The organism is Microbacterium sp. NPDC007973 (genome assembly GCF_042958465.1).
GTDB classification, from domain to species: Bacteria; Actinomycetota; Actinomycetes; order Actinomycetales; family Microbacteriaceae; genus Microbacterium; species Microbacterium galbum.
Window position 1 is genome coordinate 124,318 of the sequence record NZ_JBIBJJ010000001.1, and the last position, 16,445, is coordinate 140,762.

The following is a 16,445-nucleotide window of genomic DNA, read 5'->3' on the forward strand; positions in this document are numbered from 1 at the left end:
CACGCGGCGTTCTGCCAGGATCGGAGGAATGGATGCCGTGCCCGCCCTCACCGAGATCCCTCCCGCGCAGTTCGTCATCGTCGGTGACAACGTGCGCCTCGCCACCTACTCCTGGGGCGATCCCGAGGCGGAACCGGTGCTGTGCGTGCACGGTTTCGGCTCGAGCACGCGCGACAACTGGATCAACACCGGGTGGGTGCGCGATCTGCTGCGCGCGGGCTTCCGGGTGATCGCCGTGGACCAGCGCGGGCACGGGGCGAGCGAGAAGCCCCACGACGCCGCGTCGTACACGATGCCCACCCTCGTATCCGACCTCGTGGCCGTGCTCGACACCTACCTCGTCGACCAGGTGCGCTACCTCGGCTACTCGCTCGGCGGTCGCGTGGGCTGGCAGCTCGCCGTCGACGCGCCCGAGCACGTCGAGCGCGCCGTGCTGGGCGGCATCCCCGACGGCCGGCCGCTCGCCCGACTCAAGGTCGAGCAGGCGCGCGCGTTCCTCGATCACGGCGAGCCCGTCCAGGATGCCACCACCCTGCGCTACGTCTCGCTCGCCGAGCGGGTACCCGGTAACGACCTGCGCGCGCTCGTGGCGATCGCCGAGGGGATGCGCCTCGGCGAGACCGACCCCGACCCGGCATCTCCCCCGCAGCAGCCCGTGCTGATCGCGACGGGGACCGAGGACCCCATCCACGACCAGTCCGCCCACCTGGCGAGCCTCCTCCCCCGCGGCGAGTTCGCCGACATCCCCGGCCGTCACCACGTCAACGCCCCCGGGGCACGCACGTTCCGCGAGGCGGGCCTGGACTTCCTCGGCCGCGCCTAGCTCGGCCGCCGCTCCGCCGCGGCGTGCGCGCTCCCGCTCCCGCTCCCGCTCCCGCTCCCGCTCCCGCTCCCGGTCCCGGCGAGTGTCCACAACACCCGGACGGTTTTCGAGATCGTCCGGGTATTTCGGACACTCGATCGCAAGCGCGCGCGGCGGCGACGCGCGCGCGGGCTCAGCCGCAGGCGTACACCGTCGAGGGGGCGCTGCTGTCGATCGCGCAGTTCTGCCCGACCCAATCGCGGATCTGCGCCGACGTGCTCGACGCGGCCGCGGCCGACGACCCGACCCCTCCGCCGCCGCGCTCCTGCCCCTCGATGACGTAGCGCACCTGGCCCGACTCGACGAGTGCGACGAACTCGTCGAGGGTGGGCACGGCATCCGTCCCGTTGAATCCGCCGATGGGGAGGAACGAGCCGCCGTCGCTGGCGATGATGAGGGATGCCGCGGACTGGGCGCCGAAGGTAGCGGCCAGGTAGGTCGACCCGGCGGCGTTCTGCTCCAGCCAGGAGATGAGGGCCGTGTCGGCGGTTCCCGCGCCGGCGCCTGCGCCTCCGCCGCGGTTCGAGCCGCCGTCGCCGGCCCCGCCGGGCGCTTGCGCGCCGCCGTCGCGCGCCGAGGAGCCGCCCGCGGCCGAACCCGGTGCACTCCCTCCCGGGGCGGCACCGCCCTGCGCCGAGCCCCCCGCAGCCGAACCGCCCGGCGCCGCACCGCCGGGCGCCGCACCGCCCCCGGGGAATGCGCCCGAGCCGCCCGCGCCGCGGCCGGCACCCGGCATCCCGCCGCCGAAGCCGGCGCCCGACATCTCCGACACGCCCCCGGCGACCGGGTTGATCGAATTCGGGTGCGCGATCGTGACCGCCGACCAGACCGCGGGGGTCAGCAACAGGCCGACCAGCATCGCCGCCGTGGTGAGGGTGCGCGACCCGCGGCGAGAGAGCAGGAGGGCGATCGCCACGGCGGCCACCGCGGCCTGCGCGAGGGAGACCGGGATGCTGTAGCCGCCCGAGGCGAGCCCGATCCCCAGCGCCGTCACCGCGGCCGTGCCGACGATCGCGACCTGCGGCCAGGTCCGCTCGGCGCGGTGCGCGACCGCCAGAGCCGTCGCCACGACGAGGCCGAGGGGCACGGCGAGGGCCGCGGTGTAGAACTGGTGCATCCCGGCCACCGTCGAGAACATGGCGACGAAGGTGGCCGTCCACACCGTGAGGAGCACCGTGAGCGGCCGCGGGAACCGCATCATCCACAGCACGATGAGCGCCACGACCGCCGCGGGGATGAGCCACGCGACCTGTCCGGCGAGCTGCGCGTTGAACAGGCGGAGCACCCCCGGGTCGCCGGAGAACGGCGGAGTGAACGACTCGTACGCGCTGCTGTCGCTCGTCGCCGTGAAGCGGCCCAGGCCGTTGTAGCCGAAGACCATCTCCCACGGGTCGTTCGACAGTGTGCTGCCGATGTACGGGCGGCTGCCGGCGGGGATCGCCGCGACGATCGCCACCCACCACAGCGAGGCGACGAGGCTCACGACACCCGCGACGAGCAGATGCACCAGACGGCGCCCCCACGATTGCCGCGTGCAGAGATACGCGGCCGCGAGAGCCGGCCACACCGCCCACGCCTCGAGCATGTAGAACTGGAACGACAGTCCCACCAGCGCGCCCGCGGCGATCAGCCACCCGGCGCTGCGCTGCTGGACGGCGCGCACGGCGGCGAAGGCGGTGAGGGCGAGCCCGAGGACGAAGAACGTCTCCGGCTGATTCGACCGGGCCACCGCGACGAGGATCGGGGTGACCGCCACGATCGCCCCGGCGACCAGACCCGCGCGGACGCCCGCGAGCCGACGCGCGGTCACCGCCGTCACCAGCGCCGCCCCGACGGCGGCGAGGGCATTCGGCAGGATCACCGCCCACGCCGAATAGCCGAAGACACGGACGAACAGCGCCGGGATCCAGAACGATCCGGGGATCTTGTCGAGCGTCACCGTGCCCGCGGGGTCGACCGCGCCGAAGAAGAAGTTCGACCACGACCGGCTCATCGACAGGGCGATCGAGGCGTAGTACTCGCTCGGCGCTCCCGCCCACACCTGCCATCCCGTCAGCACCAGGGCGAGCAGCCCGATCGCGGCGAGCCCGATCGTCCAGCCCCCGGGCCGCCGCAGCGCGCGCGGAGAGGAGACGGAGGGGACGGGAGCGGGGGTCAGGACGGCGGTCACCCGCGCAGCGTAGACAGCGATCCCCTCGACCAGCCCTCACGCTTGTTATGCGTGAGCGATGATTGCCGGCATCCCCGACTCGCCGTGTCCCTCCGCGCCACGGCGAGATGCACTGTCGCGGTCAGGGGTCGCGGTCGCGCCGTGTGCGGGCGCTGCGCCCGCCGAACGGCGGAGCTCAGGATGCCGAGACGCGGAGCGTCGGCGCGATCGGCGCCGTGGTCGCGGCGGCCTGGAACCCCACCCGCACGCTCTGGCCGGGCGCGAGGGCGGCCGCCCAGTCGCTCCCGGTGCACGTCACCGTGGTGCCGGCGACGCGGCACGACATGCCCCAGGCACTGGTCACCGCCGACGTTCCCGGCGCCTCGAACGACACCGACCAGCTCTTCACGGCCGCCCCGGCGGTGAGGGACAACTCGGCGACGTACCCCTCCCCCCAGGCGCTCTGCGGCACCCACGTCGCGGAGAGGCTCGTCGCCGAGGGCTTCGGCGAGGTCGAGGCGGACGGCTTCGGCGAGGCCGACGCGGTCGGCCGGGGAGACGTGGACGGGCTCGAGCTCGGCTTCGGCGAGGTGGTGGGCTTCGGCGACGTCGACGTCGACGGCTTGGGCGACGTGGACGGGCTCGAGCTCGGCTTCGGGGAGGCCGACGCGGTCGGCTTCGGGGATGCCGAGGCGCTCGGCTTCGGGGAGGTCGTGGGGGTCGACGTCGGCTTCGGAGTGGGCACCGTCACGGGCGTGAGGATCGGCCGCAGCGCGGCGAGCTTCGCCTTCTGGAGGGTGCGCCAGTCGTCGGTGACCAGGCCGCCGGTGTCGCCGCTGTTCGGATTGAACGACCAGTACGCGTAGCTGATCTTCGTCTTGGCGAGATAGGCGACGAGCGTGCTCATCCACTTCTTGTCGCTGTCGGTCTCGAGCTTCGTCCCGAATTCGCCCAGCAGCACGGGCGCGATGCCCTTGCGCACGAGGTAGCCCCAGTTGGCATCCCAGACCGCTTCGAGGTTGGCGGGGTAGTCCGGCGCCGTGAACCAGGACTGCTGGTGCACCGTGGCCGGGTAGTCGTGCGGGGAGTACACGACGCGGTTCTTCACCGACAGGGTCACGGGAGCCGCGCCGACGTCGCGCAGGCCGCCTCCCCACCACGTGCTCGAGCCGTCGTTCTGGCGCTCGACGCCCTCGACGACGATCAGCAGCTTCGGGTTGACCGACAGCACGGCGTTTCCGCCGCGCGTGGCTGCCGCGCGCCAGTCGCGGGCGGGATCGCCGCAGTTCCAGCAGGCCGGGCCGTGCGGTTCGTTGTGCAGATCGACACCGATCACGGCGGGCTCGTTCTTGTACCGCTGCGCGAGCATCTTCCAGTCGTCGATCCACCGCTTCTCGCTGTAGGCGCCGGTGTACCAGAGCTCGCTCTGCGCCGCGGAGTCGGGGCGATGACGGTCGAGGATGACCGACAGGCCATAGGCCTTCGCCCGGGCGATCACGGTGTCCATCAGCTTCAGGGGGCTGAGGGCGACGAGGTCGGCATTGACGGAGGTGTTGATCGAATTCGACGACGAGGCGGCGAGGCACTCGTTCGAGAAGGGCAGGCGGATGGTGTTGAAGCCCATGCCCGCGATCGCCCGCAGACCCTCGTCGAGCGAGAGGGACCACAGGCCGTGCGGTGCGCAGTTGGAGGTCTCCATGCCGAACCAGGCGACGGCCTTGATCGTGTACGGCGTGCCGGCGGAGGTGACGATGCTCGCCCCGCGGGTCGAGAGCCAGCCGGGAAGAGTCGACGCTGCGGTCGCGCTCGGTGCGGCGACAGCACCGGTCGCGGCGAGCGCGGCGACGGCGACCGCAGCCGCCGCGCGAAGGACGGTGCGGCGCGCAGACGACCACCGTTCGAGCCACCCCGACATCCGCACCTCCGCGGTCATCGTAGCGGCGCCGCGGACCGTCGCGCGGACGCGCGGCGCACCGTGGGGGCCGCGGCATCGCAGCAACGACGGTTTCCGCGGTGTTACGCCTCCGTAAATGTCGAGATCATCATTGATTCAGCCGATGTTGCGCTGATACCGTCGCCCATCATGAGTCCCACGGCCGAACGCAGTCCCGCCCTCGATCGCGTCTCCAAGGCGATCGTCGAACAGCTGCAGGAAGACGGCCGTCGCTCCTACGCCGAGATCGGCAAAGCCGTCGGTCTCAGCGAGACCGCGACGCGCCAGCGGGTGCAGAAGCTGCAGGATGCCGGCATCCTGCAGATCGTCGCGGTCACCGACCCTCTGCAGCTGGGCTTCGCCCGGCAGGCGATGATCGGGGTTCGCGTCTCGGGCGACACCCGCGTCGTCGCCGCGCAGATGATCGAACTGCCGGGCGTGATCTACGTGGTTTCCACGGCGGGCTCGTTCGACCTGCTCGTGGAGGTCGTCTGCGAGAGCGACGACGACCTCATCGATCTGCTCAACGATCGCATCCGGTCTCTCCCCGACGTCGTCTCGACCGAGACGTTCGTCTATCTCAAGCTCCACCGTCAGCTCTACAACTGGGGAACGCGATGACCCTCATCGAAACCGATCAGCACGCCGACCTGCAGGCGAAGGCCCGCGACCACCTCTGGATGCACTTCTCCCGTCAATCGACCATGACGGAGGGCCCGGGCGTGCCGATCATCGTCAAGGGCGAGGGTCACCACATCTTCGACGCCGCCGGGAAGCGCTACATCGACGGGCTCGCCGGTCTGTTCGTGGTCAACGCCGGCCACGGACGCCGCCGCATCGCCCAGGCCGCCGCGAAGCAGGCCGAGGAGCTCGCGTTCTTCCCCCTGTGGTCGTACGCGCACCCCGCGGCCATCGAGCTCGCCGAGCGCCTCGCCGACCTCGCCCCCGGAGACCTCAATCACGTCTTCTTCTCCACGGGCGGCGGTGAAGCGGTCGAGACGGCGTTCAAGCTCGCCAAGCAGTACTGGAAGACGCAAGGCAAGCCCACCAAGCACAAGGTCATCTCGCGCGCGATCGCCTATCACGGCACGACGCAAGGGGCCCTCGCGATCACGGGACTCCCCGTGATGAAGCACATGTTCGAGCCCGTCACCCCGGGCGGTTTCCGCGTGCCCAACACGAACTACTACCGGGCCGAGGAGTCCGGCTTCGGGGGCGGCACCCCCGAGGAGTTCGGCCTGTGGGCGGCCGACCGCATCGAGCAGATGATCCAGTTCGAGGGCCCCGAGACGGTCGCCGCGGTGTTCCTGGAGCCCGTGCAGAACGCGGGCGGGTGCTTCCCCGCCCCGGCCGGCTACTTCCAGCGCGTGCGCGAGATCTGCGACAAGTATGACGTGCTGCTCGTCTCGGACGAGGTCATCTGCGCCTTCGGTCGTCTCGGCCACTACTTCGGCGCCTCGGCATACGACTACCAGCCCGACATGATCACCTTCGCCAAGGCCGTCACCAGCGGCTACTCGCCGCTGGGCGGCACGATCGTCAGCGACCGCGTGTACGAGCCGTTCGCCCACGGCGACGCGACGTTCCCGCACGGCTACACCTTCGGCGGGCACCCCGTCTCGGCCGCCGTCGCGCTGCAGAACCTCGACGTGTTCGAGGAGGAGGGGCTGCTCGAGAACGTCCGCACCCACTCTCCCGTCTTCCGCTCCACCCTCGAGCGCCTGCTCGACCTGCCCATCGTGGGAGACGTGCGCGGTGACGGCTACTTCTTCGGCATCGAACTCGTCAAGGACAAGGCGACCAAGGAGACCTTCGACGACGACGAGTCGGAGCGACTACTGCGCGGCTTCCTCTCGAAGGCGCTGTTCGACGCGGGCCTGTACTGCCGCGCCGACGACCGGGGCGACCCCGTCATCCAGCTCGCCCCGCCCCTGACCATCGGACCGTCCGAGTTCGCCGAGATCGAGCAGATCCTGCGCTCGACCCTCACCGAGGCCTGGACCCGCCTCTGACACCCGGGGATGCCGACACCACGACCGTCGGCATCCTTCCCCCGCTCGCCGACGCCCCTCGTCGGTCGACGACCACCCTCCGGCACCACCCCGCCGCCCTTCCCGCTCCCCACCCCGAGCGGTGCTCCGATCGCTGTACCCCGACATCAGCCCACGGACGCGACACCCGATCGCGCACCGCACCCCCTAGGAGGAGCCACGAACGAGAACCTCGCCGCCGACGCGGCCACGTCACGCTCGGGAGCCAAACTCGCCCGCACCCTGGGCCTCTGGTCGATCGTCGGCCTGGGCCTGGGGTACATGACCCCCACCGTCGTGTTCGACACCTTCGGCCTCGTCGCCGAGAAGACGAACAACGTCGTCCCCGCGGCCTACGCCGTGGCCCTGGTCGTCCTCGTCTTCACGGCCATCAGCTACGGCAAGATGGTGCGCGTCATCCCCAGCGCCGGCTCCGCGTACACCTATGCGCGCGAGTCCATCCACCCCGGCGTCGGCTTCGTCGTCGGCTGGACGGCCCTCATCGACTACATGCTGCTGCCGATGGTGAACGCCCTCATCCTACGCAGCTACATGGAGGCGCTCTTCCCGGACGTGCCCGGCTGGCTCTGGGTCGTCGTCTTCACCGCCGGTGTGACCGGGGTCATCTACCTCACGATGCGCGGCACGTCGAACGTCAACATGGTGCTGCTGGTGTTCTCGATCCTCGTGATGACGGTCTTCGTCGTCATGGTCGTCGTGCAGTTGGCGGGTGGTGCGGGAGCCGGCACCGCCGTGTCGCTCGCTCCCTTCGCCCACAGCGACGTGCAGTTCGGCGCCGTGCTGGCGGGGGCCACGGTCGTGTGCTTCTCGTTCATCGGGTTCGATGCGGTGTCGATGTACTCCGAGGAGGCGAAGACCCCGAAGATCATGCCGCGCGCGATCGTGCTCACGCTCATCGTGGGCGGTCTCATCTTCCTCATCGCCTCCTACGTCACGCAGCTGCGCTTCCCCGAGGCGACGGCGTTCCCGCAGGAGGCGATCGAGGACAGCACGCTGCCCGAGATCGGCGTGCAGGTCGGCGGCCCCGTGCTGCAGGCCGTGCTCACCGCCGCGGGCTTCGCGGCGACCCTGGCGTCGTGGCTCGCCTCCCACGCCTCGGTCTCGCGCATGCTGATGGTGATGGGCCGCAACAACGTGTTGCCGCGCCGCATCTTCGGTTTCATCAACCCCAAGACCCACACCCCGACGTTCTCGATCGTCATCGTGGGTCTCGTGAGCCTGTTCGCGATCTCGTTCACCCTCGAACAGATCGCGGCCTACATCAACTACGGCGCCCTGGTCGCGTTCTCGTTCGTGAACATCTCCGTCATCGCCTGGTTCGCCGTCCGCAAGGGCCTGCACAAGACCCCGGCCGACGTGTTCCGCTACATCGTGATGCCCGGTGTCGGTCTTCTCCTCACCGCCCTGCTCTGGGTGAACCTCGACATGCACGCGCTCGTCGGCGGCCTCATCTGGACCGCCCTCGGTGTCGTGTACCTCGTCATCCTCACCCGCGGCTTCCGCCGCCCGATCGCCTCGTTCGACGAGAACCAGCCGGTCACAGGGGTCAACAAGGTGGCCCCGGGGCCGCGCTCGGAGATCTGACGCACCCCCGCACCGCGGCCGCGGCATCCCCACCGGATGCCGCGGCCCTCGCGTGCACGCCGCACCCGCCGTCCGCGGCTCGGGGGCGGACCGGACCGCCCGGAGTGGTCACAGCCCGCTGATAGTCCGGACATACGCGGTGCCGTTGCGGCGGGAGCACTCTTCTCGTCGTGACCTCTCCCGTCGTCCTCGCGCGCTGGTGGCGCGAACCCTGGTGGGCCCGCATCTCGCTGGCGCTCATCGTCGCGGCGTTCGTCGTCCTGACCTGCTGGAACCTCGCCCGTGGCGGCGACTTCTCCTTCTACGAGGCGTCAGCGCGGTCGATGGCGTCGTCGTGGCACGCGATGCTCTTCGGCGCGTTCGACCCAGCGGCGACCGTGACCCTCGACAAGCTGAGCGGGTTCGCGGTGCCGCAGGCGCTCGGCATCCGGCTGTTCGGCATGTCGACCTCCGCGATCGCCCTGCCCCAGGTGATCGAGGGCGTGGTGACCATCGTCGCGTGCGCGGTGCTGGGGCTGCGCTTCGGCGGGCGCGGGGTGGGCCTCGTCGCTGCCGCGTCCGCCGCATCGACGCCCATCTTCGTGTCGATGTTCGCGCACCCGATGGAGGACGGGCTGCTGACGATGGCGCTGGCCGTCGCGGTGGTGTGGTGGCAGCGGGCCGTGCTCACCTCCCGGTGGTGGCCGCTGCTGCTCTGCGCGGTGTTCATCGGCATCGGCTTCCAAGCCAAGATGATGTCGGCCTGGTTCGTGCTCCCGGCGCTCGTGGTCGCCACGGTCGCGGCCACGAGCGGTCGCCGCCGCGGCCTCGCACGGGCCGGCGTCGTGACGGGTGCCGCCGTCGCCGCCTCGATGGCGTGGATCACCGCGATCGCCCTCGTCCCGTCGGATTCGCGCCCGTACATCGACGGCTCGACGGACGACGACGTCTTCGCCATGGTCTTCGGCTACAACGGTCTCGACCGCTTCGCCCCGGGCGCGGTGCCCGGCTCGGTCGGCTCCCCCGCGGCTTCGGGCGGGTGGGGGGCCACGCTCACCGCGCTCGTGCACGCCGTGACGGGGCACGGCGCCGCGGCCGGCGGCGGGGCGTCGTCGTCGACGAAGCTGCTCGAGCTGCCGCTCGTCACGCAGATCGGGTGGCTCTATCCCGCGGCGATCGCCGGCATCGCCCTCGGACTGTGGCGCTGGTGGCCGCGTCGCAAGGAGGGGCGCGTCCGCGGGCGGCGAGCGGATGCCGCACGGCCCGGGGCCGAGGCGACGGCCATCGACGCGCGCGCCCGGTTCGCGCTGGTGGTCCTGGCGACGCTCTGGCTCGTGACCGCGGCCGCCGTGCTGTCGCTGACGCGCGTCCCGCACACGGCCTACGTCGCCGCTCTCGGCGTGCCGCTGGTGCTGCTGACGGCCGTCGCGTGGGGCGAGGGCGTGCAGCTCCTGCGCGCGGAGAGTCGGGGCCGACGTCTGGTGCTCCCGGGTATCGCGCTCGCGCAGGGGGCATGGTGGGCGGTGCTCGTCACGCAGGCCCGGCTGCCCGGCATCCTTCTCCTCCCGGCGATGGTCGTCGGGGCCGCCGGTGTCGTCGTCGGGGTGGTCGTGGCTCTCTCGCCTGCACGACTGCGGCGCGTGGCCCCCGCCGCCCTCGCTGCAGCCCTGCTGTGCCTGCCGGTCGCGATGAGCCTGCAGGTGCTCGACGACGCGCGCGACGGCAGCGGGGGCGACGCGTACGTGGGCGTCACCGCTCAGAAGAGCGATCCGGACGAGACGTTCGCGGTGTCGAGCCCGGCGCCCTGGGGCGGAAGCGCGGGGCTCACCCCGGCGATGGCGCAGCTCGTCGACGCCGCCCGCGCCCACGGCGGCGGGAGCAGCGGTCAGGCCCTGATGGTCACCGACTCGTGGGCGATCTCGGCGCAGATCATCGACGCCACCGGCGCCGACGTGCTCACCGACGGCGGTTACTCGGGCCACGTGCCGGTGTTCACGGTGCACGCGCTCGAGCAGATGGTCCATTCCGGTCGGGCGCGCCTCCTGGCGGTGGCGAAGGGGGCGCCCGAGTCCGACCCCGTCCGCCACGTCGCGACGGAGCCCGGATGCCGGCAGGTGGGCGAGTGGTCCTTCTCGGCGGCGCACGAAGGCGGCGACGTGAACAAGGTGTCGGGCGTCACGCTGTACGACTGCGAAGGGGCGTGAGAGCGGGCTCCGTCCCGTTCACCCACCCCGTCATCCGCGCGGGCGCGCGGGCCCGCGCCGGTAGACTTCAGCCAGTGACCCGCACTCGAGCCGAAGCCGCCTACCTGCGCTCGGCGACGGCGTTCAAGAACCCCACCCTCGACCTGCTGCACGGGCGTTTCGCGCCCTTCGTCGTGGCAGCCCTGTCGGTGGTGTTCACGCCCGATCGCCCCGCCGTCGCGGTCGCGGACGCCCACGTGGAGGTCGCGGAGGTCATCGAGGAGCTACGCGGCGCCGGCATCGACACCGACGACGATCGCCGCATCCCCGCGGGCTCCGCGCGTGAGATCTGCCGCGGCTGGGTGCGCGTGGGCTGGCTCGGCCTGCAGATCGAGGACGACGTCGAGGTCTACCGCCTCTCGGCGCACGCGGTCGGCGCCCTCGAGATCGCCGGCCGTGCCGGCGGCGGTCGCGCCCGGGTCTCGCGCTCGCGCGTGCGCACGCTGCTCGAGGCCGTCGAACGTCTCGCCCGCGACGCGGAGAGCGACCCCGGCCGCCGTCGCGAGGCGCTGCTGGCCGAACGCGCCGCCCTGGATGCCGAGATCGCGGCGCTCGACGAAGGCGTCGTCGAGCCGCTCGACGACGACCATCTGCTCGAGGAGGCCGAGAACGTCATCCACCTCGCCCGCGAGCTGCCCGCGGACTTCTCACGCGTCGCGGAGTCGATCACGGCGATGCAGCGCGACGTCGTGGCGGAGCTCCGCCGCGACGTGCGTCCGACGGGTGACGTGCTGCGGGAGTACCTCGAGCGCGGGCGGCAGGTGATGCAGGCCACCCCCGAAGGGCGCGCGTTCCAGGGCGCACTGCGCCTGATCGGCGACCCCGAGCACATCGACGACCTGACCGACCAGCTGCACGCGGTGCTCACCCAGCCGTTCTCCCGTCTCATGACGCCCGAGCAGCGGTCGGAGCTGGATGCCATCGCCCGTCGCGTCGAAGCCGGTGTGCAAGAGGTGCTCACCGCCCAGCGCCGGGCGTCGCACGTCATCACCGCGCAGGTGCGCACGCACGATCCGATCCGCGACCGCCAGGTCGACGACCTCCTGCGCGGCGTCATGGCGGGGCTGCACCGCTGGAGTCAGACCCGCGCGCCCGGCCGCGTCGAACCGGTGCGGACCCTCCCCCTCGCCGACATCGGGCATCTGCGCCGCTCGGTGAGCGACGTGCGGCCGCCCGGAGCTCCCGAGCCCCTGGCATCCGCATCCGAGACGGCGGACGTCGAGTTCGCCACGGTCGACACGCGCGCCTGGGGCGGACCGCACTACCCCGAGCTCGAGGCGTACGTCGCCGGCCTCGGCGGCGACTTCGATCTCGCCGCGGCCTTCGCGGGCGCCGACGCCGAGACACGGCGCCCCGTCGACCTGGTCGGCCTGCTCGAGATCGTGCACCGGGGCGGCCTCGTCGAGACCGACGAGGTCTCGATCGTGGAGGCCGTGCGCCCCGACGGAACGACCCGGCGCTTCGCGTTCGGCGCGGTCCGCGCCCAGAGCCACACAGAAACGGATGCCGATGACTGACCTCGAGTCCTCCCGCGCCGATACCGGCACCGAGACGGACACCCCTGCGTTCATCGCGCCCGTGGCGATGGAGAACGACCCTGACGCGCTCTTCGCCGGCGATCGCGGCGTCCTCGACGCGGACGTGCGCCGCGTGCTCGTGCGGATCCTGCAGCGCCGGTTCTTGCTGGCGAAGTCCACCCCGACGGAGTGGAAGCTGCTGCTCGCCCACCAGCAGATGATCGAGTCACGGCTGAACGACCTGTTCGTGCGCCTCGTCGTCGACCACTCCCGCGGGGTGGCCTACAAGGAGCAGGTGCGCAGCGACGAGCTCGACGTGCCGATCCTGCTCAAGGACGAGGCCTACTCGCGCGCCGAGACCCTCGTGCTCGTCTATCTGCGCACGGTGTTCCAGCGGGAGACCACCGCCGGCACGGGGTCCGCCCGCGTCGACGTCGAAGAGGTCGAGCAGACCGTGCTGACCTACTTCTCCGAGAGCGACGGCACGCGCGCGAGCCAGCAGCGCGCCGTGCGCACCGCGATCGCCCGCCTCGACCGCGAGGGCATCATCGAGGAGGAGTCAGAGGGCCGCTACCGCATCGGTCCCCTCATCGAGATCGTGCTGAGCGCCGAGACGCTGCGCGAGCTGCAGCGCTGGCTGGACGAGCAGACGACGGATGCCGCGACGCCGGCGGTGCGCAACGCCGAAGCCGAAGCCGAAGCCGAGGCGGAGCTCGTGGCATCCGGAACGACCGAGGGAGAGCTCCCATGACCATGCTCGAGACCCTCTTCGGGCTCATCCCCGCCGCCTCTCGCGGGCAGCAGTGGGTGGTGGAAGACCTGCAGCTGATCAACTGGGGCGGCTACGACGGGACGCACCGCGTGCGTTTCGCGCCGACCGCGACGCTTCTGTGCGGCGGGTCCGGCTCGGGGAAGTCGACGCTCATGGACGCGTACGTCGCGTTGATGATGCCGCACACGACCCCCTTCAACGGCGCCTCGAACGGGGCGGTCGTGGGACGCCCGCGCGGGCAGGAGCAGCGCAACATCCTGTCGTACGGGCGCGGCAAGCTCGACGAGTCGCGCACCGACGAGGGCACGAAGGTGCGGGTGCTTCGCGGCGACGGCGTCGACACGTGGACGGCGATCGGCATGACCTGGGCCGACCATGACGGCGCCCGCTTCACCGCGGTGCGGGCCTGGTACATCCCGGCCGCGGCCCGCACGCTCGACGACGCGGTCAAAGTGCGCGCGACCGTGCACGGCGCGTTCGACCTCCGCGACCTCGAGCGAGCGGCGCAGAGCCACCTCTCCGACGCGGCGGTCCGGGCCACGGGCCTCGACACCCTCGCCACCGACCGCGAGTTCTCGGCCCGCCTTCACGCGGTGCTCGGCATCGGCGCGGCGGGGTCCGGGGCGAAGGCGATGAGTCTGCTCGCGCGCATCCAGGCCGGGCAGCAGATCACCACGGTGGACGACCTCTACAAGCGCATGGTGCTCGAGGAGCCCGAGACGCTCGCCGTCGCCGATGCCGTCGTGTCGCACTTCGACGGTCTCGAGGGCACGCGGACGCGCATGCTGGAGGCCCGCCAGCAGGTGCGGGCGTTGCAGCCCATCCGCGCGATGAAGACCCGCATCGACGAGGCCGCGGAACGACTGCGCCTCATCGACGCGCTCGGACGCTTCGGCGACCCCGAATCGCGCGCCTCGCTCTGGCGCGCCCAGCGCCGCGTCGATCTCCTGACCGCAGTCGAGACCGAGCTGCGCGAGCGCACCCACGCCACCGACGCCCTCGTCCGCGAGCGACAGGCCCTGGCGGATGCCGCCGAAGCCGAGCGCGAGGGACTGGGCGACGTGCTGCGCGCGGCCGGGGGCGACCAGCTCGACGCCGCCCAGCGCGAACTGCGCGCGCTCGAGCGGCGGCTCGCCGGGATGCAGCGCGACCGCGAGAGGTTCGACGCCGCCCTGACGGTCTTGTCGGTCGAGGTCACCACGGACAAGCAGTTCGCCGCGCTCGTCGCCGAGGCGCGACGAACGCTCGCCGACGCAGATGGCAAGACAACCGTGCGCGACGCGTTCGTCGCCGCGAGCAGCCGGCACACCGACCTGCGCCAGCAGCTCTCCGCCCTCGAGGCCGAGCACCGCCGCACGCAGACGCGCGACGACAACATCCCCCCGCGCCTGCACGAGGCGCGCGAGGCGCTGGCCGAGGCCGCCGGTCTCACCGCCGCCGACCTGCCCTTCGTCGCCGAGCTCGTCGACGTCCGCACCGAGTTCGAGCCGTGGCGCGGGGCGTTCACCCTCGCCCTCGGGGGCTTCGCGACGACCCTCCTCGTGGATGCCGCGCACCTGGCATCCTTCCGTGCCGCCATCGACGGTGTGCGCCTGTCGGAGCGGCTGCGGTTCGAGGGCGTGTCGACCGACCTGCCCGAGCGCACCGGGCTCGACCCCGCGACCCTGCCCGGACGCCTCGAGTACCGCCGCTCCCCCTTCGCCGGCTGGCTGCAGGACCGCCTCGAGCAGCAGTTCGCGTTCGTCTGCGTGGATGCCGCCGCCGACCTGGCGCAGCACCGCCTGGCGCTCACGATCTCGGGGCAGACGAGTCAGGGCTCCCGCGGTGCGCACGGTGGATCGGTCCGCCAGAGCGTCCTGGGCTTCTCGTCCCGCGTGCGTCTGACCGAGCTCGGCGAGCAGATCGTCACGGTGCGTCGCGACCTCGCCACCGCGAAGTCGGCGGTCGACGAGGCCGCTGCGGCCCTCGACGCGTTCGACGAGCGGCGCAGCGCCCTCGAGAAGATCGCCGATCTGTCGTGGGACCAGGTCGACACGGCATCCGTCGAGCGCGACCTCGAGCGCTGGAACGAGACGATCGTCGAGGTGACCGCGGGCAACCCGCGCATCGCCGAGCTGCAGGAGCAGATCTCCGGCACGCGCGCCCGCGCGGCGCGGCTGCGCGAGGAGATCGGGGCCGCCAAGACCGAGCAGCAGGCGCTCGCCGCACGCTGGGCCGAGGTCACCGACGAGGTGGATGCCGCGAACGAGCGCCTGGAGCGGGCGGAAGACGCCGCGATGACGCTGACGGTCGACGAAGCCGCATACCTCGACGGGCTGTTCGTCGCGCCCTCCGACGACGCCTCCCCCTCGCAGCTGCTCTCCCGCTTCGACGCCGCCCTCGAGTCCGCTTCGAAGCGTCTGCTCGAGGAGCAGCGCGCCGCCCAGGAGACGTGGAGCGATCAGCGCGAGAGCCTGCGCCGTACCCTCACCGCCTTCACCGACCGGTGGCCGAGCCCGAACCTGCTGGCCGACCCCGACGAGTCGCTCGGCGACTTCGAGCGCATCCTCGCCGACCTCGAGGCGAGCGGCCTGCACGAACTCGAGGCGGAGTGGCGCGACTCGCTGCTGCAGCTGTCGGGCAACGACCTCACGAACCTCGACTCGGCGCTCACGCGGGCCCTGCGCGAGATCCGCGAGCGCATCGCGCCGATCAACGACATCATGCAGGATCTGCCGTTCTACGACGACGACCACCGCCTGCAGATCGTGCCGCGCGAGAACCAGTCCGAGGTGCGGCGCCGTTTCCGTCGCGAGCTGCGCGACGTGCGGGCGGCGATCGACGCGGCATCCACCGACGACGAGCGCGAGGCCGTGTACGGCCGCATGGCGCGGCTGATCGGCCGGATCCGCCCCACCGCACCCGACTTCGCCGATCTCGTCGACGTGCGCAACCACGTGCGCGTGAGCGCCGAGCGTTTCCGCGCCGACACCGGCGAGCACGTCGCCCTCTACGACCACATCGGCGAGAAGTCCGGCGGCGAGTCGCAGGAGCTCATCGCGTTCATCGTCGGCGCGGCCCTGCGCTACCAGCTCGGGGATGCCGGATCGGAGCGTCCGCGGTACGCCCCGGTGTTCCTCGACGAGGCCCTCATCAAAGCCGACGCGCACTTCACCAAGCGCGCGATCGGGGCGTGGCGCGGTCTCGGTTTCCAGCTCGTCATCGGCGCTCCGAACGACAAGTACAGCGCGATCGAGCCGCACGTCGACGTCGAGTACGACATCCTCAAGGACACCCGCGGGCGGTCGTGGGCGAAGGCGAAGGTGGGCCTCGCCGGCTGACGCGAGCGGCGGCGCCTCGGCTCTCGCGGGCGCAG

General features: G+C 71.8%; 10 protein-coding genes. 8 read left to right on the plus strand and 2 right to left on the minus strand.

The window, feature by feature from the left end:
• Positions 1-28 precede the first annotated feature (28 nt).
• Positions 29-823 (plus strand): alpha/beta fold hydrolase, encoded by a 795-nt coding sequence (locus ACFZA2_RS00655; RefSeq protein ID WP_391399297.1) that lies wholly within the window; start codon positions 29-31, stop codon positions 821-823.
• Between the two features lie 172 nt (positions 824-995).
• Here the strand turns inward: ACFZA2_RS00655 and ACFZA2_RS00660 are convergent, their stop codons facing one another.
• Both ACFZA2_RS00660 and ACFZA2_RS00665 read right to left on the minus strand, forming a co-directional pair.
• Positions 996-3,032, minus strand: coding sequence for an ArnT family glycosyltransferase (locus tag ACFZA2_RS00660; RefSeq protein WP_391399300.1), 2,037 nt, complete (start codon positions 3,030-3,032; stop codon positions 996-998).
• A 175-nt stretch (positions 3,033-3,207) separates the two neighbouring features.
• Positions 3,208-4,926 carry a cellulase family glycosylhydrolase gene (locus ACFZA2_RS00665; protein ID WP_391399303.1) on the minus strand — a complete coding sequence of 573 codons (1,719 nt, stop codon included), beginning with the start codon at positions 4,924-4,926 and terminating at the stop codon, positions 3,208-3,210.
• 168 nt (positions 4,927-5,094) lie between these two features.
• Here ACFZA2_RS00665 and ACFZA2_RS00670 point away from each other — a divergent pair, with 168 nt between their 5' ends.
• From ACFZA2_RS00670 to ACFZA2_RS00700, 7 genes are all read left to right on the plus strand, one after another.
• Positions 5,095-5,565 (plus strand): Lrp/AsnC family transcriptional regulator, encoded by a 471-nt coding sequence (locus tag ACFZA2_RS00670; RefSeq protein ID WP_391399306.1) that lies wholly within the window; start codon positions 5,095-5,097, stop codon positions 5,563-5,565.
• Complete coding sequence (locus ACFZA2_RS00675; RefSeq protein ID WP_391399308.1) at positions 5,562-6,956, plus strand: aspartate aminotransferase family protein; 1,395 nt, start codon at positions 5,562-5,564, stop codon at positions 6,954-6,956. Before ACFZA2_RS00670 ends, ACFZA2_RS00675 begins: the two co-directional genes overlap by 4 nt.
• A 261-nt stretch (positions 6,957-7,217) precedes the next feature.
• Entirely contained in the window at positions 7,218-8,579 is a 1,362-nt protein-coding gene (locus ACFZA2_RS00680; RefSeq protein ID WP_391401462.1) for an APC family permease, read from the plus strand.
• A 170-nt stretch (positions 8,580-8,749) separates the two neighbouring features.
• Positions 8,750-10,762 (plus strand): ArnT family glycosyltransferase, encoded by a 2,013-nt coding sequence (locus tag ACFZA2_RS00685; RefSeq protein ID WP_391399311.1) that lies wholly within the window; start codon positions 8,750-8,752, stop codon positions 10,760-10,762.
• Positions 10,763-10,836: 74 nt separating this feature from the next.
• Positions 10,837-12,318 carry a DUF3375 domain-containing protein gene (locus tag ACFZA2_RS00690; RefSeq protein WP_391399314.1) on the plus strand — a complete coding sequence of 494 codons (1,482 nt, stop codon included), beginning with the start codon at positions 10,837-10,839 and terminating at the stop codon, positions 12,316-12,318.
• A complete protein-coding gene (locus tag ACFZA2_RS00695; protein WP_391399317.1) occupies positions 12,311-13,069 on the plus strand; it encodes a DUF4194 domain-containing protein in 759 nt (252 codons plus the stop codon). Before ACFZA2_RS00690 ends, ACFZA2_RS00695 begins: the two co-directional genes overlap by 8 nt.
• Positions 13,066-16,410: an ATP-binding protein gene (locus ACFZA2_RS00700; RefSeq protein ID WP_391399320.1), complete on the plus strand. Its 3,345-nt coding sequence runs from the start codon at positions 13,066-13,068 to the stop codon at positions 16,408-16,410. The genes ACFZA2_RS00695 and ACFZA2_RS00700 overlap by 4 nt, the downstream gene beginning before the upstream one ends.
• The last annotated feature ends 35 nt before the right edge of the window (positions 16,411-16,445 follow it).

Excerpts from the sequence above, each read along its gene's own strand:
- ACFZA2_RS00675 (WP_391399308.1), top strand. The coding sequence starts at position 5,562 with ATGACCCTCATCGAAACCGATCAGCACGCCGACCTGCAGGCGAAGGCC.
- ACFZA2_RS00665 (WP_391399303.1), bottom strand. The coding sequence starts at position 4,926 with ATGTCGGGGTGGCTCGAACGGTGGTCGTCTGCGCGCCGCACCGTCCTT.
- ACFZA2_RS00700 (WP_391399320.1), top strand. The coding sequence starts at position 13,066 with ATGACCATGCTCGAGACCCTCTTCGGGCTCATCCCCGCCGCCTCTCGC.
- ACFZA2_RS00670 (WP_391399306.1), top strand. The coding sequence starts at position 5,095 with ATGAGTCCCACGGCCGAACGCAGTCCCGCCCTCGATCGCGTCTCCAAG.
- ACFZA2_RS00695 (WP_391399317.1), top strand. The coding sequence starts at position 12,311 with ATGACTGACCTCGAGTCCTCCCGCGCCGATACCGGCACCGAGACGGAC.
- ACFZA2_RS00655 (WP_391399297.1), top strand. The coding sequence starts at position 29 with ATGGATGCCGTGCCCGCCCTCACCGAGATCCCTCCCGCGCAGTTCGTC.